The organism is Acinetobacter sp. 1124_18A, from assembly GCF_052824995.1.
On sequence record NZ_VTDF01000005.1, the window covers coordinates 74,494 to 93,364 of the forward strand.

Annotated in this window: 15 protein-coding genes; 4 read left to right on the top strand and 11 right to left on the bottom strand. The window is 41.1% G+C overall.

Annotated features, from left to right (window positions below; genetic code table 11):
* Positions 1-9 precede the first annotated feature (9 nt).
* Positions 10-1,290, top strand: coding sequence for an OprD family outer membrane porin (locus FY048_RS11700; RefSeq protein WP_446091243.1), 1,281 nt, complete (start codon positions 10-12; stop codon positions 1,288-1,290).
* 252 nt (positions 1,291-1,542) lie between these two features.
* Complete coding sequence (locus FY048_RS11705) at positions 1,543-3,741, top strand: OsmC domain/YcaO domain-containing protein (protein WP_446091244.1); 2,199 nt, start codon at positions 1,543-1,545, stop codon at positions 3,739-3,741.
* A gap of 66 nt (positions 3,742-3,807) precedes the next feature.
* Here FY048_RS11705 and FY048_RS11710 read toward each other — a convergent pair whose 3' ends face one another.
* From FY048_RS11710 to FY048_RS11725, 4 genes are all read right to left on the bottom strand, one after another.
* Positions 3,808-5,478, bottom strand: coding sequence for a GMC family oxidoreductase (locus FY048_RS11710; protein ID WP_348951630.1), 1,671 nt, complete (start codon positions 5,476-5,478; stop codon positions 3,808-3,810).
* Between the two features lie 28 nt (positions 5,479-5,506).
* Complete coding sequence (locus tag FY048_RS11715) at positions 5,507-6,400, bottom strand: alpha/beta hydrolase (RefSeq protein ID WP_348951632.1); 894 nt, start codon at positions 6,398-6,400, stop codon at positions 5,507-5,509.
* A gap of 75 nt (positions 6,401-6,475) precedes the next feature.
* A complete protein-coding gene (locus FY048_RS11720; RefSeq protein WP_446091245.1) occupies positions 6,476-7,330 on the bottom strand; it encodes an SDR family NAD(P)-dependent oxidoreductase in 855 nt (284 codons plus the stop codon).
* Positions 7,331-7,374: 44 nt separating this feature from the next.
* On the bottom strand, positions 7,375-8,862 hold the full coding sequence (locus FY048_RS11725; protein WP_446091246.1) for a flavin-containing monooxygenase: 1,488 nt from the start codon (positions 8,860-8,862) through the stop codon (positions 7,375-7,377).
* 135 nt (positions 8,863-8,997) lie between these two features.
* Here FY048_RS11725 and FY048_RS11730 point away from each other — a divergent pair, with 135 nt between their 5' ends.
* Positions 8,998-10,011: an AraC family transcriptional regulator gene (locus FY048_RS11730; RefSeq protein WP_446091247.1), complete on the top strand. Its 1,014-nt coding sequence runs from the start codon at positions 8,998-9,000 to the stop codon at positions 10,009-10,011.
* A gap of 43 nt (positions 10,012-10,054) precedes the next feature.
* Here FY048_RS11730 and ttdB read toward each other — a convergent pair whose 3' ends face one another.
* The 3 genes from ttdB to FY048_RS11745 are packed head-to-tail and all read right to left on the bottom strand — an operon-like array spanning position 10,055 to position 12,907.
* Positions 10,055-10,663, bottom strand: a complete 609-nt coding sequence (gene ttdB / locus FY048_RS11735; protein ID WP_446091248.1) for a L(+)-tartrate dehydratase subunit beta — start codon at positions 10,661-10,663, stop codon at positions 10,055-10,057.
* Positions 10,660-11,559 (bottom strand): L(+)-tartrate dehydratase subunit alpha, encoded by a 900-nt coding sequence (ttdA, locus tag FY048_RS11740; protein ID WP_446091249.1) that lies wholly within the window; start codon positions 11,557-11,559, stop codon positions 10,660-10,662. The genes ttdB and ttdA overlap by 4 nt, the downstream gene beginning before the upstream one ends.
* A gap of 49 nt (positions 11,560-11,608) precedes the next feature.
* Positions 11,609-12,907 carry an MFS transporter gene (locus FY048_RS11745; RefSeq protein ID WP_446091250.1) on the bottom strand — a complete coding sequence of 433 codons (1,299 nt, stop codon included), beginning with the start codon at positions 12,905-12,907 and terminating at the stop codon, positions 11,609-11,611.
* Positions 12,908-13,145: 238 nt separating this feature from the next.
* Between FY048_RS11745 and FY048_RS11750 the strand changes: the two genes are divergently transcribed.
* Positions 13,146-14,066 (top strand): LysR family transcriptional regulator, encoded by a 921-nt coding sequence (locus FY048_RS11750; protein ID WP_000990662.1) that lies wholly within the window; start codon positions 13,146-13,148, stop codon positions 14,064-14,066.
* A 59-nt stretch (positions 14,067-14,125) separates the two neighbouring features.
* Here the strand turns inward: FY048_RS11750 and FY048_RS11755 are convergent, their stop codons facing one another.
* From FY048_RS11755 to FY048_RS11770, 4 genes are all read right to left on the bottom strand, one after another.
* Positions 14,126-15,004 carry a class I SAM-dependent methyltransferase gene (locus FY048_RS11755; protein ID WP_446091251.1) on the bottom strand — a complete coding sequence of 293 codons (879 nt, stop codon included), beginning with the start codon at positions 15,002-15,004 and terminating at the stop codon, positions 14,126-14,128.
* 113 nt (positions 15,005-15,117) lie between these two features.
* Positions 15,118-16,641, bottom strand: a complete 1,524-nt coding sequence (locus FY048_RS11760; RefSeq protein ID WP_446091252.1) for a flavin-containing monooxygenase — start codon at positions 16,639-16,641, stop codon at positions 15,118-15,120.
* 22 nt (positions 16,642-16,663) lie between these two features.
* Positions 16,664-17,497 (bottom strand): SDR family NAD(P)-dependent oxidoreductase, encoded by an 834-nt coding sequence (locus FY048_RS11765; protein WP_446091253.1) that lies wholly within the window; start codon positions 17,495-17,497, stop codon positions 16,664-16,666.
* 65 nt (positions 17,498-17,562) lie between these two features.
* Entirely contained in the window at positions 17,563-18,522 is a 960-nt protein-coding gene (locus FY048_RS11770) for a metal-dependent hydrolase (RefSeq protein ID WP_252609357.1), read from the bottom strand.
* Positions 18,523-18,871: the final 349 nt, after the last annotated feature.

Consider the following 18,871-nt stretch of genomic DNA (forward strand, 5'->3'; position numbering starts at 1 on the left):
AGATAAAAAATGAAAAATACACCATTGTGGGTGGGGGTATGCTTGTGCCCATTATTTACTCAAGTTGTGCATGCCGAGTTTATTTCAGACAGTAAAGCTGAGCTGACACTTCGTAATTTTTACTTTGACCGAGACTATAAAAAAGACCCATATCCCTATACAGCAGCCAGAGATTGGGCACAGGGTCTAATTTTTAAAGGACAGTCTGGTTATACTGAAGGGACAGTTGGGTTCGGTGTTGATGTGCTGGCAATGGCGGGTTTTAACCTGATGGGAAGTCGCGCTGATGACTATGCACGTAGTGGCTTATTACCCGTCAATACTGATAACTCGCGTGACGATTATTATGGAAAAATTGGTATTACAGGGAAGGCTAAATTTAGAAAAAATGAGCTTTTTGTGGGTGATCTGGTTCCACAATTACCGACCATATTTTCATCGCCAGCCCGTTTGTTCCCCCAGACTTATCGCGGTATTCGCTTTGTTTCAAATGAAATTCCAAATCTTCAACTCGAAGGGTTTTATGTTGACGAAGTGCGTCAACGCGATTCAATTCGCTTTACCGATGTTGGAACGGACAATATCAACCGTCGTTTTGACAAGGCAGCAACCACTGATTCTTTTTACACGCTGGGAGGAAGTTATCAGTTAAAGGACTACCGTTTACGCGCTTACCATGCCGAACTCAAAGACATTTACCAGCAACAATTTTTGGGTTTTAACGGAAAACAGCCTTTAAATGACCAGCTTAATTTTTTAAGTGACGTGCGTTTTTTTAATAGTGAAGAAACTGGAAGCAAAAAAATAGGAGAGGTCGATAACCGCCATATAAGTGGTTTATTTGGTTTGAACTATCAAAACCATACGGTTTCTTTGGGCTATATGCAGTCGTTTGGCTCGACTGGTTTGCCGTTTTTGTCGGGAACAGAAAGTCCAGTCGTGCTTGATTTTATGAGTTCGGATTACTCAAATAAAGACGAAAAAGTCTATTCGATTCGTTATGAATATGACTTTAAAAATGCACGATTAGGGGATGTTTCATTAAATGGACTGCGCTTTATGACCCGCTATGCAAAAGGCGAAGATATTGATTTGCTGCAATATGGTGATCAGCGTTTCAAAGAAGAGTCGATGGAGTTTGATTTAGGCTATAAAATTCCTGAAGGGAAATTAAAAGGCCTAGGCATGCGAGCTCGTTTTTCTCACTATCGTAACGATATGCCAAGCAATATGACATTTCACTCGGCAAATGAAACACGGTTGAATGTTGATTACACCTTTAAATTTTAATGCTCAATATTTAAGTAAATTAAAGACAAGTTAAAACATTGTAAGCATCAATGTTTTAACTTTAGTTATCAACTTCACAAAATCACTCTATAATACCGCCAATCTTATTAAAGCCAATTGAGTCGTTCATTAAACACATGGCTTTAATCTCTCATTTTTTTAAGTCAATTTCTTCGCTGTGATTCGGCTTATTTTTCAATATTTAGAATTTTATGTGTCTGTGCTGACACATAAAAATATTTAGGTGCCAGCATGGAAATCAAGGTTAATTATCTCGACAATCTTCGACAGGAAGCTAAGTTCGATGACTTTACGGTAATTGCCGATCAACCAATTCGCTACAAGGGTGACGGTTCGGCACCGGGCCCATTTGACTATTTTTTAGCATCGTCAGCATTGTGTGCCGCTTACTTTGTAAAAGTGTATTGTGCAGCCCGAGATATCCCAACCGATAATATTCGTTTATCGCAAAATAATATTGTTGATCCTGAAAACCGCTACAAACAAACATTTAAAATTCAGATTGAATTACCAGCCGATATTTCAGATAAAGATCGTCAAGGGATTTTACGTTCAATCGACCGTTGTACTGTTAAAAAAGTGATTCAAACTGGCCCTGAATTTATTATTGAAGAAGTTGAAAGCATTGATGCAGATGCGCAAGCATTGTTATTGCCAAGCTTAACTTCAGAAAGCCATACCTATATTCAGGGTAAAGACCTGCCATTAGAAGAAACCATTGCCAATATGTCAGCTATTTTGGCAAATTTGGGTATGAAGATTGAAATCGCGTCTTGGCGTAATATTGTTCCGAATGTGTGGTCATTACACATTCGTGATGCACAGTCTCCGATGTGCTTTACCAATGGTAAAGGTGCCACTAAAGAAAGTGCTTTGGCTTCTGCATTAGGCGAGTTTATTGAGCGCCTTAACTGTAACTTCTTCTATAACGACCAGTTCTGGGGTGAAGAGATTGCCAATGCTGAATTTGTGCATTATCCAGATGAAAAGTGGTTTAAACCGGGTCCAAATGGTGAATTACCTAAAGAAATCTTAGATGAATACTGTCTTGAGATTTACAACCCAGATGATGAATTACTCGGTACGCATTTATATGACACCAATTCAGGCAACGTAGAGCGTGGTATTTGTTCGCTACCTTTTGTGCGCCAGTCTGACGATGAAGTTGTCTATTTCCCATCAAATTTAATTGAAAACTTGTACTTAAGTAATGGTATGAGTGCAGGCAACACTTTGGCAGAAGCCCAAGTTCAATGCTTGTCAGAAATTTTTGAACGCGCTGTAAAACGTGAAATTTTAGAAGGTGAAATTGCACTTCCAGATGTACCTGAAGACGTATTAGCAAAATACCCAAGTATCGTTGCTGGTATTAAAGGTTTAGAAGAGCAAGGTTTTCCTGTTCTCGTTAAAGATGCATCGTTAGGTGGTCAGTTCCCTGTAATGTGTGTGACTTTGATGAACCCACGTACGGGTGGTGTGTTTGCGTCTTTCGGTGCGCATCCAAGTTTTGAAGTTGCGTTGGAACGTAGTCTGACTGAATTACTTCAAGGTCGTAGTTTTGAAGGCTTAAATGATTTACCACAACCTACTTTCCAAAGTAATGCAGTGACTGAGCCGAATAACTTTGTTGAGCATTTTATTGACTCAAGCGGTTTGGTATCTTGGCGTTTCTTTAGTTCTAAATCGGACTATGACTTTGTTGAATGGGATTTTTCTGGAGAAGGCGAAGAGTCGAATGCAGACGAAGCTGCAACATTGTTCGGTATTCTCGAAGAGATGGGCAAAGAAGTTTATATGGCAGTATATGAGCACCTAGGTGCGACCGCTTGCCGTATTTTAGTACCGGATTATTCAGAAATTTATCTCGTTGAAGATTTGATTTGGGACAATACCAATAAAGCACTTTCATTCCGTGAAGATATTTTAAATCTGCATCGTTTGGATGATGAACAACTTGAAGCATTGGTTGAACGCTTAGAAGAATGTGAGTTAGACGATTACACTGAAATCACCACGCTCATTGGCATTGAATTTGATGACAATACAGTTTGGGGACAGCTCACGATCTTAGAGTTAAAATTGTTGATTTACGTTGCTTTGCAGCAATTTGAAGAGGCAAAAGAGTTAGTCGAAACTTACCTGCAATATAACACTAACACCGTTGAGCGTGGTTTGTTCTATCAGTGCATGAACGTGGTGCTTGAAGTGATGTTGGATGAAGAACTAGAGCTTGAAGACTACCTGACTAACTTCCGCCGTATGTTTGGTGACACACGAATGGAGGCAGTATTAGGTTCTGTAGAGGGTAGCGTTCGTTTCTACGGTTTAACACCAACAAGCATGAAACTAGAAGGACTTGATCGACATTTACGTCTGATCGAGAGCTATAAAAAATTACATGCAGCTCGCGCTAAAGCAGTAGCTTCGTAATTTAAAAAGCGAAATAAAAAAAGCCTATTTAAAAAATAGGCTTTTTTTATAAAACAAATTTCTAGTTTAAGCAGAAGCTTTGATGATCTCTACGGTTTCTGCATCTGCTCTATGATCTTGTTGCTCATCTAAAGTATGTTTAGCCGGAATATAAGACATGGCACGTTCTGCAAGAGCTGTAATGGTAAGACTTGGGTTAACGCCCAAATTGGCACCTAACATTGAACCATCTACAACATATAAGTTTTTATAGTTAAAAACGTGATTTTGTCCATCCACCACGCCACGCTCTGGACTTGAAGAAATTGCGCAACCACCCATACAGTGTGCGGTAAAAGGCACATTGAATAAAATTTCGGTAATGGTCGTCATTGGGTGCCCATTAAACATTTTGGCTACTTTTTCGGTAAAGGTATTGGCCTGTGGAATATAAACCGGTAGCTTTTTACCCTCACTGGACAATACCTTGCCAAAAGGCCAAAACCAGTTACGTTTCAAGCGCATGTTAATTGAGGCATCAGCAGTTTGCATCACTAAGAAAATCAAGGTTTGACGGGCAAAACCAACCGGATTACTCATGCGTAGAAAAATAAATGGATGGCAGATCAACGCCCATAACCAAAAGAAGATGCGTGTCCAACCAGGTTTACCTTTTGCCATGTAAGTACACATGAGACCCATTGCATCGGAACCGTTTTGGTAGCGAGTTGCTTCAATATGAGTGTCATGGTCTATGTAAATACTTGAACCAATGGCAACACCTTTGCTCATGTCGACATCTTTACCAAAGAAACGAACCCCTAAAATAGATTCGGCATTGGTACGAACTCGGTTACCCAAGTCATCGGAAATATTTGGCAGGGAACCGGACTGCTTTAAGCGGAACAACATCTCTTGGGTGCCCAAAGAAGATGCCGAGAAAATTACGTTGCGTACTCGCCATGTACGACGCTGTTTATTAAACCATGAGGTTGAGCATTCAGTGGTTACTTCATAGCCATCACTGCCATCTGCTTTGCCATTGAGTGGTTTAACATCAACAACTTTGGTTTCTTCATAAACCTTGGCACCATTTTTTTCGGCAAAGTACAAATAGTTTTTATCCAAAGTGTTTTTTGCGTTGTGTTTACAACCTGTCATGCAGCCGCCACATGCGGTACACGTCGCACGGTCTGGACCTTCACCGTTAAAATATGGGTCGGGGTAGGTTTTGCCGCCTTGTTCACCTTCGGGTGGGAAGAAAGTCGCAACACGTGTCGGTTTAAAAGTATGACCTACACCGATAGCTTCACCCATTTGTTTAAGCATATGATCAGCTGGACCAAAAATTTTATTATCCGTCACCCCAAGCATGCGTTCTGCTTCAGCATAGTGCTGCGGCATTTCATTTTTCCAATCCGCAGCATCTGCCCATGTGCCTTCATCCCAAATATGTTCAGGTGGAACGAGCAGGGTATTGGCATAGGTAATTGAGCCACCACCTACGGCATTCCCGCAAATAATAGTGACATGGCGAAAAAAGCGCATATTGAAATAGCCGAAAAGCTTCATGCCCGGACGCCAAATCCAACGGCGGGAATTCCAGTTATTTTTCGCAAAATCCTCGGCTTTCCAACGACGCCCCATTTCCATTACAGCAACTGAGTAACCTTTTTCGGTTAGACGGCAAGCAGAAACACTACCACCAAAGCCTGAACCAATAATGAGATAATCATAGTCATAATTGTTTGTTGTCATGCCGAGGCTCCTCTCTGGCGATTATTTTTTATATTGACTGTGTATGCTTATCAATGAATTGCCCAATGCGCTCAATCGAGTCATTAGATTCTTTTAGTATACCCGTGTGGAACTGAAAAACATGTCCGACTTGGTCATAAATCCTAAAGTTCGTCGGAATGCCATATTTTCCAGCTTCTTCAGCGAGACGTTTTGCATCATCTAATAAAACTTCTTCGGTACCGACATGAATCAAAATAGGCGGTAGTCCAGTTAAGTCTGCATAGAGTGGGGAACAGGTTGGGTCGGTTGCTGATTTTTGCGCGCAATAGTTTTTTGCACACCACACTAACCAGTCTTCAGACAGCATTGCATCTTGAGCTGCGTGGGTTTTCATCGTGCTTCCAGAGAGGCTTAAATCAACCCAAGGTGAAAGTAAAACTAACGCCGCTGGTAGCGGCAATCCTGCATCCCGAATAGCAATTGCAGTGCTTAAACTGAGTCCGCCGCCCGCAGAATCTCCGACAAAAACTAGTTTTTTCGGCTCTTGTCCTTGGGCAAGTAAAGCTTGATAGACTGCAACTACATCTTCAAGAGCAGCTGGGCTTGGGTGTTCTGGGGCTAGACGATATTCAGGTAACCAGACTTGTGCTTGAGCTGCATGTCCGATTTGAGCAGCAAGTTTAGTGTGACTTTTTGAGCTACCAACAACATAGCCACCGCCATGTAAATACAAGATACCCAGCCCGGACTTAGTCGTTTTGGGCTGAATATGAACTGTTGGCACTCGAGCAATTGTTTGCTTTTTTGTTTTATAACCCCGTGGCCCAAGCACAATAGCACTGGCTGCATCGCTACAAAAACGTTGTAGTTTTAGTGGTATTTTGGGGGATAAAGCTGGACGTAACGTGGTACGAATGGTCCATGCAAGAAGCTGCTTCATAATAAGAACTCATACTAGAGCTTGTCATTTATCGATCAGCATCTCTTAAAATTAAGAGTATGCTGACCACTATTTTTATTTTGCTGATTTGTTGAGTAGACGAATTTGCAACGCGGTTGCTGTTGCAAAAATCTTTTGGTAACCCTGTGGAAGAATACGTTGAATTACATCAACGACTTTTGCATCGGCTCCAATCAGTAAGCGGCGACGGTTTTTACGAACAGCCTCTAAAATTTGTTGAGCAGCTTCGTCAGCAGGGGTGCGCAGTAATTTATCGAAAGCATCTTGGCTTTTGAGAGGGTCCATTCCCAAAGATTGGACGCTATTATTCATGCGGGCAGCTTTGGCAATATTGGTACGAATACCACCCGGATGAATACACGTCGCGCTAACCCCAGCATTTTGCATATCAAGTTCTTGGCGTAGCGACTCGGTAAAGCCACGAACAGCAAATTTACTGGCGTTATAAGCACTTTGAGTCGGTTGAGCTGTTAAGCCAAACATACTAGAAATATTAATAATATGCCCATCACCACTTTGCTTTAAGTAAGGCAAAAATTCTTTGGTGCCATAAACCACGCCCCAAAAGTTAATACCAATGAGCCATTCAAGATCTTCATAGCTCACACCTTCAGCTGTGCTGCCTATTGCGACACCAGCATTATTAAAAATCAGGTTAACTTGGCCATGTTCATCTACAACTGCCTTTGCCCAAGTTGCAACTTCATCACGCTTAGCCACATCGACTTTTTGTGTAGTTACTTTGACTGAATAAGGCGTTAACAGCTCGACTGTTTTAGCTAATCCCGCTTCACTAATATCGGAAAGTGCCAGATGGCAACCTTGTTTTGCGAGTGCTATAGCAATTGCTTGTCCAATACCAGAGCCAGCACCTGTCACAGCTGCGACTTTATTTTTAAAAGACTTCATAAAATTCTCCGTTTATTTTTCTCATTTCCTATGGTGAAGCTTGTTTAAGAAATAGCCGAAACCTGAGTGTAGTTTTCAACATCGAAGCGACGAGTACGTTGTCGATATTCAAGGGTAAAACCCGGCCAGTTATTGGTATTTTTGCCATCCGCAGTCTGATACCAACTGGTACAACCTTGTGCCCAGACAGTTTTTTTCATTTTTTCTTGAATGCTTTGATTAAACTCATGTTGAACTTCTGCACGAACATTGGTGAACAAAAGTTTGTTTTGTAAGGTTGTTTGAATGGCATCTAAAATATAATTCACTTGGCTTTCAATCATATAAACAATTGAGTTGTGCCCAAGATTGGTGTTTGGACCATAAAGCATAAAGAAGTTTGGAAAGCCGCTTACAGTTAAACCGAGATAAGCTTCTGCACCATCTTTCCATGTGTCTTTTAAGGTGCGACCATCAAGACCTGTAATCTGCATTGGCGCCATAAACTCTGTTGCGGCAAAGCCCGTACCATAAATAATGGTATCGACTTCACGCAGATTTCCTTCCACATCTAAAATACCGTTTTCGGTAATTTCTTGAATGCCAGTATTAATCACATCGACATGAGGTTGAGTCAGTGTTTCATACCAATGGTTAGAGATTAAAATACGCTTACAACCAATTGGATAATCCGGCATTAAGCGGTGGCGCAACTTCCCATCTTTAACGACTTTACGAATGTGACGCTGGAATAAATATTCAACCAAAGGCATTTCATTGAGCGAAGTAGTAAAGGCCAGCAAACGAATTTCATGATTTCCATATTGCAAAACGCGGTCCAGACTTTGCAAAATTGGCAGTTTACGGAAAGCTTTTTTCTCAAGTGGTTGGTAAATACGGTCTGGTTTAGGAATCACATACGGTGCCGAACGTTGATAAACGTCTAGATGCGCTACTTGTTTTTCAATTTCTGGTACGAACTGAATCGCACTTGCACCTGTACCAATTACGGCAACGCGTTTGCCAGTTAAGTCATAGTCATGATCCCAACGCGCTGAGTGAAATGCCTTACCTTTAAAGTTTTCAATACCTTTAAGTTTTGGATAGGCAGGGCGGTTGAGCTGACCCACCGCACCGACTAAAAATTCAGCTTCAAACTGTTCACCAGTCGTGCTTTGGATGTGCCATACACCTTGCAGCGCGTCAAATTCTGCACTGGCTATTTCAGTATTAAATTGAACATGCGGACGAATGTCATATTTATCGGCACAGTGGCGTAAATATTGATAAATTTCCTGGGAAGTTCCGTAGCGCTTTTTCCAACCAAGTTCTTGTTCAAAAGAAAAAGAATAAAGATGCGAAGGTACATCGCATGCAGCACCTGGATAAGTATTGTCACGCCAAACACCACCAACATCGGCAGCTTTTTCAAATAGGGTAAATTGTTCAAAACCTGCTTGTTTGAGACGAATGGCAAGTCCTAGACCACCAAAGCCAGTGCCAATAATGGCGATGCGTACATTTTTATTTGAATTAGTCGACGAATTAAACATGGGCTGCTCTAAATCCTTAAAAACAGTGGGCGAAAGAATCGCAATTTCCTGTATGCAGAATAGACGTTTATTAACTTGATTTAGAGGATGGATGAGGACAAAATATTGTGATTCGAGGACATTTTGGAAAGTACAGTGACGTACGCTTGGGCATTTGAACGCAGCATACATAGTGTCCGACTCATGGCTGATTTTGCGATGGAATTAGGCATTTCTTATCAGACCATTTTAGACGGAACAGGATTAAGTCAACAGCAGTTGCTTGACCCGAATATGGTGGTGTCAGGGCAACAGGAATTACAGCTCATTTATAATCTGGTTGCACAGTTTCCAGACCGACCAGTGTTGGGCTTAGAAGTAGGTACACGCTATCATTTCACAACATTTGGGCCTTTAGGTATGGCACTGATGAGTAGTGCCAGCATTCGTGAAGCACTAGATTTAGCCCTCACTTATTTCTCACTCACTTTTGCGTTTACCCGTTTTTTAGTTTCAGATACTGAAGCGGGAACACGTGTCGATATTGAAGAGGAAGGAATTCCATCTTTGGTTAGGCAATTTATTATTGAACGCGATGCTGCCGCTCTTATTACGGTGCAACGCGACCTCGTACAAGATAATTTTTGCCAATATTTAGCTTTTTCTTTTGAACCTACAGATCATTTAGAAGCTTATGAAAAATTATTTGGGGTGATGCCTGAATTTGGTTCTAGCAAAAGTTTTGTTCTGCTTGATGCACAGAAAATTAATCAAAAGCTGCAAATGGCAAATGAGCTGGTGCTGCATACGGCAGAAGAACAATGTCGACAAATTTTAGATAAGCGTCAAACCCAAAAGAAATTTATTAATCTAGTACAACAGCAATTGATGACTGTGCGAGGTGAAATGCCTTCTATGGAAATCGTGGCTGATCGTTTGCATTTAAATGTCCGTACTTTACGCCGTCACTTGGCATCTGAAGGAATGACCTTTATTCAGATCCGTGAAGAAGTCAGACAAGTTTTGGCAGAACAATATCTAGCTTTACCAAAAGCTTCAGTTGAGCAGATTGCCGAGTGGTTAGGTTATGCCGAGCCTGCCAGTTTTATACACGCCTATAAAAGATGGCATGGGAAAACACCTCATTCCATGCGTTTAGTACAAAAATAAAAGATGAAGGGCGCTTTTGCTTTCCCTTCATCTAAAGAGTGGTTTATTTAATAAAGCTCAGTTGTTTGCTGATTTTTTCTAAAATCGGGGCTTTCTTGGCTTGAAATTCAACTTTGTTTTGTTGAATCAGGTTGTTGCCTTTAGTATCGATAGAAATAATGAGCGGACCAAATTCTCTCACTCGATTTATCCAAAGAGTTTCTGGCATACCTAAATCCTGCCATTCAGCGCCTTCAATCTCTTCAACTAAGGTTGCTGCGAGTACCGCACAGCCGCCTGGAAAAATTGCATGAACGGCAATATTTTCCTGACATCCAGCAGCTGTTTCTGGTCCCATGCCACCTTTACCTACAATAAGCTTTACGCCAGTTTGTTTGATAAATTCTCGTTCGAATTTCTCCATCCGCATACTGGTTGTTGGGCCAATCGAAACCATCTCGAAGTCATTTTCACCTTTTTTGCGCACAATAGGGCCAGCATGAAAAATCGCTCCGCCTTCAAGGTTAACTGGCAGTTCACGACCTTGTTCGATTAGTCTGCGATGGGCAACGTCACGGCAAGTCACCAAGCGGCCAGTCAAATAAACGACATCACCGATTTTAAGGTCTAAGAGATCTTCATCTTTAATAGGAGTTGTCAGAATTTTTTTCATAGTACAACCCCTTCATGAGACAAGATTTCATACGACATGTCTGGGTGAATTTTAATTTTGCCACGGCGATGTGCCCAGCAACCTGTATTTACAGCAACGCCAATTGTTGATGGATGACGGGCAGAAGATTCAATATTGACTCCCATCACGCTGTTATTACCTGTAAGTCCCTGCGGACCAATACCAATTTCATTAAGACCTTGTTCTAACAGTTGTTCCATTAAGGCAGCGCGTGGGTTATCACTTGTTGAGTCAACCGGACGCATAATGGCGAGCTTAGAAAGTCGAGCTGCGGTTTCAACCGAAGTTGATACGCCCACACCAACCAGTAACGGTGGACAGGCATTTACACCGCGTTCGGTAATAACATCCATCACAAATTCAGCAACACCTTCATAGCCTTGACCTGGCATTAAAACTTTTGCTGCACCCGGTAGGGTACAACCGCCACCAGCCATATAGACATCAATGGTACAAGTGTCGAGTTCAGGCACAATACGCCAGTCTAACCATGGAATTTGAGTACCTGTATTGGTGCCCGTATTTTTTTCATCGAAGGTTTCAACAGCGTTGTGGCGTAATGGACCTATGCGAGTTGCTTCAGCAGTTGCTTCGCTCAAAATATCTTGAAGTTCACCAAGCAAAGGGAAGTTAGCACCTGCTTCAACGAAATATTGAATGACACCCGTGTCTTGGCAGCTTGGGCGGTTGAGTTTATCCGCTGCTTGCTGATTTTCTTCCATCGAGTCATAAACTGATTTAGCCAATGGATTGGTTTCTAAAGTACGCAGTTCAATTAACTTGCTTTTCACATCTTTAGGTAGGCGTTTTCCAATATAAGCCGTAAATTTGGCCATGGTGTCCGTAAGGGACTGGACTGCAATATCTTTGTCCATGTTGTGCTCCTTGAAGAAACTTGTTCAGATCTAATTGATGTAAATAGGGTTAGTGGGTGGCTTTGGCAGTGTTTACTTTCACTTTTTGGGAGAAACTCAGCACTAGTGTCAGTAAGGTCGAGATAATGAGTAGTCCGGCAACAAAATAGAGTCCACCTGTGAAGTCTCCAGTTTGATCTTTAATCCAGCCGATCATGGCAGGGCCTGCAAACCCACCTAAATTTCCGATTGAGTTAATCGTGGCAATGCCTGTTGCTGCGGCTGATCCTGACAAGAACATGGTTGGCATGCTCCATAGCGGTGGCTTGGCACAGCTAATACCGACATTCACAATGGTAAGTGCTGCAATTAATCCAATGACATTGTGTGTTCCAGCTGCAATTGCGAGACCAACTGCTGCGGTTAAACATGCGAGTGCAACATGCCATGTACGTTCATTGGTGCGGTCAGAGTGTCGAGACCATAAAACCATGGCAATGACAGAAACGATTGGTGGAATGGCATTTAAAAGCCCCACAGTCATAGACGTTACGCCAAGCTGTTTAATAATTTGTGGTGCCCAGATACCGAGGGTATAAAGCCCAGCCGATGTTCCGAAGTAAATTAATGCAAGGGCAAGTACTCGTGGGTTGGCAAGACCGCGAAGAATGCTGTGATGCTGAGGTGCATTTTTTCCTACATTTTCTTCCTTCATGGTTTTTACAAGCCATTCGCGTTCATCTTGTTTTAACCAAGTGGCTTGTTCAGGGCGATCAGTCATATATTTAAAAACGACAACGCCTAAGATGAGTGCTGGTATTGCTTCAATAATGAACATCCATTGCCAGCCAGCGAGTCCCCCAATTCCATGCATTTCAAGTAACGCGGCAGAGATGGGTGAACCAACCGCGGTGGCAATGGGGGCTGCTGCCATAAATAAAGCAATCACTCCAGCGCGATGGCGCGCAGGAAACCAATAAGTTAAATACAAAATAATGCCGGGAAAGAATCCTGCTTCGGCAACACCGAGTAAAAATCGCATAACGTAAAAACTGGTTGAGCTGTCTACAAAAGCCATACCAGCTGCAATCAGCCCCCAAGTCACCATGACTCGAGTAATCCAGATACGGGCACCGACTTTATGCAAAATAATGTTGGATGGGACTTCAAATAAGAAATAGCCCAAAAAGAAAATTCCGGCACCAAATCCGAGAACTGAGGCGGTAAAGCCTAGATCTTCTTTCATTGTGAGTGCTGCAAAGCCAATATTGACGCGGTCGATATAGGCTACAAGGTATAACAACATAATAAACGGTACGATTCTCCACGTGATTCGACGTAACGTTCGCTTTTCAATATCCATTTCCATGTCATGACTCCATATTCATGACTACCAATCCTGATTGGTAGTTTTCGCTTTCTTTACCGCTATTCATTCGGCTAGATGGCTTTTTCCCGTTCATCCACAGCATTCCTTCTGCGGACGTTTTTATGCTCTTAAACAAGAGACGGCTTATGTCGGGAAACAATGAAATGGATGTTAAACCCTTTAAAAAACTGATGAATCGATATAAAGTTAAATCACTATTGCAAAAAACTTAATAATCATGAACGCAGATACGGAATTAGCTTTCTTTTGTTTATTGGTTAAACAAGGAAGTCTTGTCGCGACGGCACGAGAGTTAAACTTGACCCCACCTGCGGTTTCTAGACGTTTAACTCAACTTGAAGAGCGTTTAGGTGTAAGGCTTTTAAATAGAACAACACGCCGAATTAGCTTAACTAGTGAAGGTGAGGTCTACTTTGAAAATGCGGTCCGTATTTTAAAAGAGATTGATGAAATGGAGCGTTTGGTTTCAAGTAGTCGGGCAGCGCCCAAAGGGGTATTGCGTGTGAATGCACCTTTAGGCTTTGGTCGTTCTTATATTGCGCCAGCGATTTCTACATTTGCCAAAATCTATCCTGATGTCGATGTCCAACTGCATTTAACTGACCGCCCGATTAATCTGCCTGATGAAGCGATTGATGTGTCAATCCGTTTTGGTGAAATACCTGATTCGCGTTTAATTGCGAAAAAATTGGCAGCCAACCGCCGTTTATTATGTGCATCACCTAGCTATTTAAAAACGGCAGGGCAACCACTTACCCCTCATGATTTAACACAGCATCAGTGTATTGTGATTCGGCAAAATGATTCAGCTTATGGGAATTGGCGGTTAAGTCATGGCAAACAAGTTGAAACCGTGAAAGTTCATGGGCAACTGAGTACGAATGATGGGGCAGTTGCATTAAATTGGGCTTTAGAAGGCTACGGTATTTTGATGCGAGCAGAGTGGGACGTAGCAAAATATTTAAGAAGTGGCAGATTGGTTCAAGTGCTAGCGGATTATGAAACACCACCAGCAGATGTCTATGCGGTGTATTTAGAGAGACTGAATCTCTCACCTAAAGTCGCACACTTTTTAGATCATTTACGCCAATTTTTAAATCAGCATGTCGATGGGCCAGAGCCGCGTTCAAGCTGGTAATGATGGTATTAATCTTGATTATAAAAAAGCCAACTTAATGTCTAAGTTGGCTTTCAACATTATTTTCTATTTAAACGCAAATGCAATAAACGCGTTGCTGAGGTGTGGCGAATTTCATCGATTCGTGCATTAAAGTATCGTTCAGTAATGGCTTCACCTGATAAGTCTTCGACCACTTCAAATCCCATCTGCTCTACGGCATGATGTAAATCTATTGGTTTAAATTGACCTAATAAAGGCTCTTTCAGCAAATGGGTAAACTGTGCAACGCCCATACTTCCAAGTCGCTCAATACCATTTAATTCTTGAAAATCGGTCGAATAGTCGAGTACCACTTCACTACCGTTTGTAGCAAACTCGGCAATACTTTTTAAAGTTTCTAAGGTGGTTTTCGGATTTAAATAATGAGTTGTGCCTAACCACGAAAAAAATGCAGGAGCGGATGAATCATAGACACTTTTGGTCAGGGCTTCCGAAATAGACTCTTTCTCAAAATTAATCGCGACAAATTCAACGGTAGCAGGAATATCTCCTAGCTTTTTTAGCTTGGCTTGTTTAGCAGCTTGAGTATCAGGATGGTCCACTTCAAAAATTTTCAAAGCTGGGTAATGGTGTGATTCACGTAGTGCAAAAGAGTCTAGGCCAGCACCCACTAATACATATTGTTGAGTGTTTTGTTGAACTGCTAGATCAAGTAAATCTTCGGCATAACGAGAGCGTCCGACCACTTGCCCAGTAAGTAAACCTAAAGTGCGGTTTAAAACTGAAGAATTCATGACCTTAACAATAAGTGGGCTAGAGAGAAGTTTTTTCCAGCCTTTACTCGTTAGTTCAAACGCATAAGGATCTGAAAATACAGGGTTCTTTGTATTTTGAAAATGATTGGCCCGTAATGCAGCAGCAGCTTCAGCGGTACGACTTGATTGACCTTCTTTCATCTTTATCCTGTTTTTTTATTTCTTGAAGATATTCAACGAAGAAGGCAGTGTATTTCATGAAAATCTAAAATACACTGCCTATTTCTTACAACGGATTTGATCGAAATTACAAATTAGTGAGTTTTTGTCGTTTGATACGTCACTTCATAATCTTTCAAATCTACTTTTTTCAAACGCTGTTTAAGTTTTTTCAGTGACCACGGCCATGCAGCAAAGTTACGCCCGTTTGCATCAAGATAATAGCTCTTACAGCCGCCGCTATTAAATACAGTCGTTTGTAAGTGCTTTTGCACCAAATCATTGTGCTTTTTAATCACATCAGGTTTAACGTTTAACTTGCTAATACCCTTGTTTTTAATTTTCAACAAGCCATCTACGATATAGTCAAGCTGCGCTTCTGCCAAACCAATGAAAGAGTCATAAACCAGTACGTTAGGCCCCAAAACTAAAAATGCATTTGGTACATTTTCAATGTTGGTCCCTAAGTAAGCCTCTGGTGAACTACTTTTCCATATGTCTTGTAAACATTGACCTTTTTCATTTTGGACACGTTTACCAATTGGTGGGTGAGATACTTCAAAACCTGTACCCCAAATAATCACATCAACTTCGTGGCGTTCACCATTGGCTGCAACCACCGTATTGCCTTCAACTTTCACTAAGCCATGAGGGATTAGGGTCGTGTTTGGTGCTTGTAGTGCTGGATAATAATTATTAGCAAACAAAATACGTTTACAACCAATGTCAAAGTTTGGCGTTACGTTTTTACGTAGCACAGGGTCATTAATTTGCAATTTAAGTAATTGCTTACCCAATACATTGACTGGTTTTAGGGCAAGTGGATTACGTAGCCCGAAGTTAATCGCATTCAGTGTTAATGCTACACTTTTACGCCAGCTCGCCTGAATAGAGGGATATTTAGCAATGACTGATTTACTAAACTCGCCCAAGTCCGTATCTGGTTTTGGTAGTACCCAAGGTGCTGTACGTTGGAATACAAAAAGCTCTTTCGCTTTTGGTTGAATTTGTGGCACAAACTGAATAGCAGATGCTCCAGTACCAATCACGGCAATGCGTTTACCCGTCAAATCATAATCATGGTTCCATTTAGCAGAATGGAACATCTCGCCTTTAAATGTTTCTAAGCCTTCAAGACGTGGAATTTGAGCTTCGGTAATTGGACCTGTGGCAAAAATAACGGTTTTAGATAAATATTGACCAGTACTGGTATCAAGCACCCACACATGACGTGAGTCATCCCATGCGGCATTCAGCAGTTCGCTATTAAACTCGATTTTAGATGCGACATTAAACTCGTTACTTACATCTTCCAGATAACTTAAGATTTCTGGTTGGCGCGCAAATAAATGACTCCATTTTGCACTTGGTGCAAATGAATAAGAGTAAAGAGCAGAAGGTACATCACAACCACAACCCGGGTAGGTATTTTCACGCCATGTTCCACCAACACGGCCAGCTTTTTCAATAATCTTATAATTGGTATAACCCACTTGATCTAGGCGAATGGCAGCGGCAATACCTGAAATACCAGCACCCACAATAAAAGTATCGAAAATATCGTTTGGTGATTTGACAGCTTTTTTTGCTGAAGCATTTGTTTTCATTTGAGCAGTCATATGTGTACTACCTATAAATTTCTTATTTAAATAATTTGTACGATGTGCCAAGGAACTTGTTATACAAGCTTGGAGATGCACGTTTCATAAGCCAGAATAACTTCGCGTCAATTTGAGGAATGGTATACAACTCATCCTGATCAAGGCGGTTAAGCGTTAATCTTGCGACATCGTCACTTGTCGTTAAGGCATAGTTCATGAGTGCATGGTCTGCAAGCTTGGAATAACGTCCCGGAATCCGACCATTTTTAATGATATTGGTTGGAACCAGCGTTGGGCAGAGTACATTAACTTTAATATCAAATTTACGCAGTTCGGCAGAAAGCGTTTCGGAAAGTGCGCGTACACCTGCTTTAGTCACGTTATAAGCGGTCATTTCTGGTGCCGCCGTATACGATGCCGCAGAAGCCACATTAATAATTGCGCCGTAACCTAACTTTTTAAACTTTGGAACAAATGCATGGCATCCATGAATAACACCCCAAAGGTTAATATTCATGACCCAGTTCCAGTCTTCTAGGCTCAGTTCATCAAACTTACCGCCTAAACCTACACCTGCATTATTAATGAGCAGAGTTACTGGGTGTTGCATTAAAATTTCAGCAGTTTCAGCGAGATTTGCTACATGTTCTGGATTGCTCACATCACAGCGTATAGCAAAAGCTTTTGCACCTTCTTGTTCAAGAAGTTTTACGGTTTCTTCAGCAGCTTCCAGATTAATATCTGCACACACTATGCTGCCACCACGTTTCGCAAGTTCAATTGCAAAACTTCGGCCAATCCCACTGCCTGCACCCGTCACTACGGCATAAGCTTTTTGGCTCGGTTTAACTTTCTTTTTGCCAAATAAAATCATGATTCATCCATAAATAGCTTGAAGAGGAACCAGCTATTAACTCAATAGCTGGTTATAAAGGACGATTAAGACACGCGTACAGGTGGGGTAAATTCTTTAACAAAGAAAGGAGCAATCGCACCGCCTTCGTTCAGTAATTTCTTTTTGTAATACTCAAGATATTCAGTCGTATCATGATCATTTGGATGAAAGTCTGGACGTAAATAGTCAAGAATTTGACCAATCGTACTACCGAAAACGCCATCTTTCGGGCCAAAGATTAAACCAACGCCACGGCGAGCATCTTTCCAGAATTTTAAGGTCAGCATCTCTTGCGGTTTTCTTAAAACAGGAACAACCAAAGTAGTTGCAGGGATAAGGCCTAAAATCGTAAATAAAGCGAGGAAAAAACCAGAAGCGCGAAGTGGATAGCTGCCATTTAAGATTTGATAAACATCATAAGCAATGTCTTTATGCTCAGACTCTTCAAGCATATGCCACATCCACAATGCACGGCTCTTTACATCATCTGAATAATAGAAATTCTTTTCATGCTTCATCATGTATTCAGCAAGTACCGCAGTAAAATGCTCAATACCCGCCATCATTGACAATTTTAGGGGTTGTGGAAATTTCAAAAATACATATTTAAAGAAGTTCGAACCAAGAAAGCGATATAGCGCAACAGGATATTCAGCCTCTTGTAGCGCATCGTTATATTCGTTGTGCAATTTTGAGTGGATTGCTTCTTGACCAATTAGCGAAGTTACTCGCTGTTTTAAGATTGGATCTTTAATAAATTCGCGGTGGTGACGAGCGGTTTCAATAACCAGATCTTCACCATAGGTTAAAAACACCGAAAGTGTGGCAAAAAATAAAGTAGCAAACTGATTGTCCATATAGAATCTGACATCAATTTCCTTACCATCAAAACCAATATTTAAATGTCGGATTGGAATTGAGCTTTTGCTAGCAAAGTCCGGTAACTCGATTTCACGGTGAAATTTAAGTTTGTTTAATGATTTTTTTACTGTGGTCGAGATCATGGCGATACCCTGAGACAAAGTAGTGGTGCATTTTGATGAAAATCAATAAAATTAATGATCAACAAAGCACTGTAAATTCCATTTTCAAAAGCAGAATATTCTCTGCATTGACTACGGTGTTGTTGCTCCGTTATTTGTTTGATTATTTGGCTGAATAACGGAAAGAAGAGTAAAGATAGACAAAGCTATTAGTGACTCTTCTTTAATTTTTTCATATTAATCTGACTTTATGTTCGGATTCAATTCGGGTAAATTCTTAAAAATATAAAAGTATGTTATAGACCCATTCTGCAATAAAAATTTTAGCTTTAATGATTTTATACAATTGAAAAATAATAAATTAATTTTA

Bases quoted from the DNA above. Each gene is read 5' to 3' on its own strand.
- FY048_RS11710 (WP_348951630.1), bottom strand. From the start codon at position 5,478: ATGACAACAAACAATTATGACTATGATTATCTCATTATTGGTTCAGGC.
- FY048_RS11720 (WP_446091245.1), bottom strand. From the start codon at position 7,330: ATGAAGTCTTTTAAAAATAAAGTCGCAGCTGTGACAGGTGCTGGCTCT.
- FY048_RS11715 (WP_348951632.1), bottom strand. From the start codon at position 6,400: ATGAAGCAGCTTCTTGCATGGACCATTCGTACCACGTTACGTCCAGCT.
- FY048_RS11705 (WP_446091244.1), top strand. From the start codon at position 1,543: ATGGAAATCAAGGTTAATTATCTCGACAATCTTCGACAGGAAGCTAAG.
- ttdB (WP_446091248.1), bottom strand. From the start codon at position 10,663: ATGAAAAAAATTCTGACAACTCCTATTAAAGATGAAGATCTCTTAGAC.
- FY048_RS11745 (WP_446091250.1), bottom strand. From the start codon at position 12,907: ATGGAAATGGATATTGAAAAGCGAACGTTACGTCGAATCACGTGGAGA.
- FY048_RS11725 (WP_446091246.1), bottom strand. From the start codon at position 8,862: ATGTTTAATTCGTCGACTAATTCAAATAAAAATGTACGCATCGCCATT.
- FY048_RS11765 (WP_446091253.1), bottom strand. From the start codon at position 17,497: ATGATTTTATTTGGCAAAAAGAAAGTTAAACCGAGCCAAAAAGCTTAT.
- FY048_RS11750 (WP_000990662.1), top strand. From the start codon at position 13,146: ATGAACGCAGATACGGAATTAGCTTTCTTTTGTTTATTGGTTAAACAA.
- FY048_RS11755 (WP_446091251.1), bottom strand. From the start codon at position 15,004: ATGAAAGAAGGTCAATCAAGTCGTACCGCTGAAGCTGCTGCTGCATTA.
- ttdA (WP_446091249.1), bottom strand. From the start codon at position 11,559: ATGGACAAAGATATTGCAGTCCAGTCCCTTACGGACACCATGGCCAAA.
- FY048_RS11760 (WP_446091252.1), bottom strand. From the start codon at position 16,641: ATGACTGCTCAAATGAAAACAAATGCTTCAGCAAAAAAAGCTGTCAAA.
- FY048_RS11700 (WP_446091243.1), top strand. From the start codon at position 10: ATGAAAAATACACCATTGTGGGTGGGGGTATGCTTGTGCCCATTATTT.
- FY048_RS11770 (WP_252609357.1), bottom strand. From the start codon at position 18,522: ATGATCTCGACCACAGTAAAAAAATCATTAAACAAACTTAAATTTCAC.